The organism is Duganella qianjiadongensis (assembly GCF_009857915.1).
Taxonomy (GTDB): domain Bacteria; phylum Pseudomonadota; class Gammaproteobacteria; order Burkholderiales; family Burkholderiaceae_D; genus Rugamonas; species Rugamonas qianjiadongensis.
In genome coordinates this window covers 1-536 of the sequence record NZ_WWCM01000073.1, presented here as the reverse complement: position 1 = coordinate 536, position 536 = coordinate 1, and the positions used below count along the sequence as shown (strand labels likewise).

The window sequence follows — 536 nt, the reverse complement described above, 5'->3', positions numbered from 1 at the left end:
GGATTCCTGCCATGTCAAGGGTAGGTAAGGTTTTTCGCGTTGCATCGAATTAATCCACATCATCCACCGCTTGTGCGGGTCCCCGTCAATTCCTTTGAGTTTTAATCTTGCGACCGTACTCCCCAGGCGGTCTACTTCACGCGTTAGCTGCGTTACCAAGTCAATTAAGACCCGACAACTAGTAGACATCGTTTAGGGCGTGGACTACCAGGGTATCTAATCCTGTTTGCTCCCCACGCTTTCGTGCATGAGCGTCAGTTTTGACCCAGGGGGCTGCCTTCGCCATCGGTGTTCCTCCACATATCTACGCATTTCACTGCTACACGTGGAATTCTACCCCCCTCTGCCAAACTCTAGCCTTGCAGTCACCATCGCCATTCCCAGGTTGAGCCCGGGGATTTCACGACAGTCTTACAAAACCGCCTGCGCACGCTTTACGCCCAGTAATTCCGATTAACGCTTGCACCCTACGTATTACCGCGGCTGCTGGCACGTAGTTAGCCGGTGCTTATTCTTCAGGTACCGTCATTAGCAAA

At 52.2% G+C, this 536-nt stretch carries 1 rRNA gene; it reads right to left on the bottom strand.

Going from position 1 to position 536, the window contains the following annotated elements:
• Positions 1 to 536: ribosomal RNA gene (locus tag GTP27_RS23320) — 16S ribosomal RNA — on the bottom strand; the annotation flags it as partial.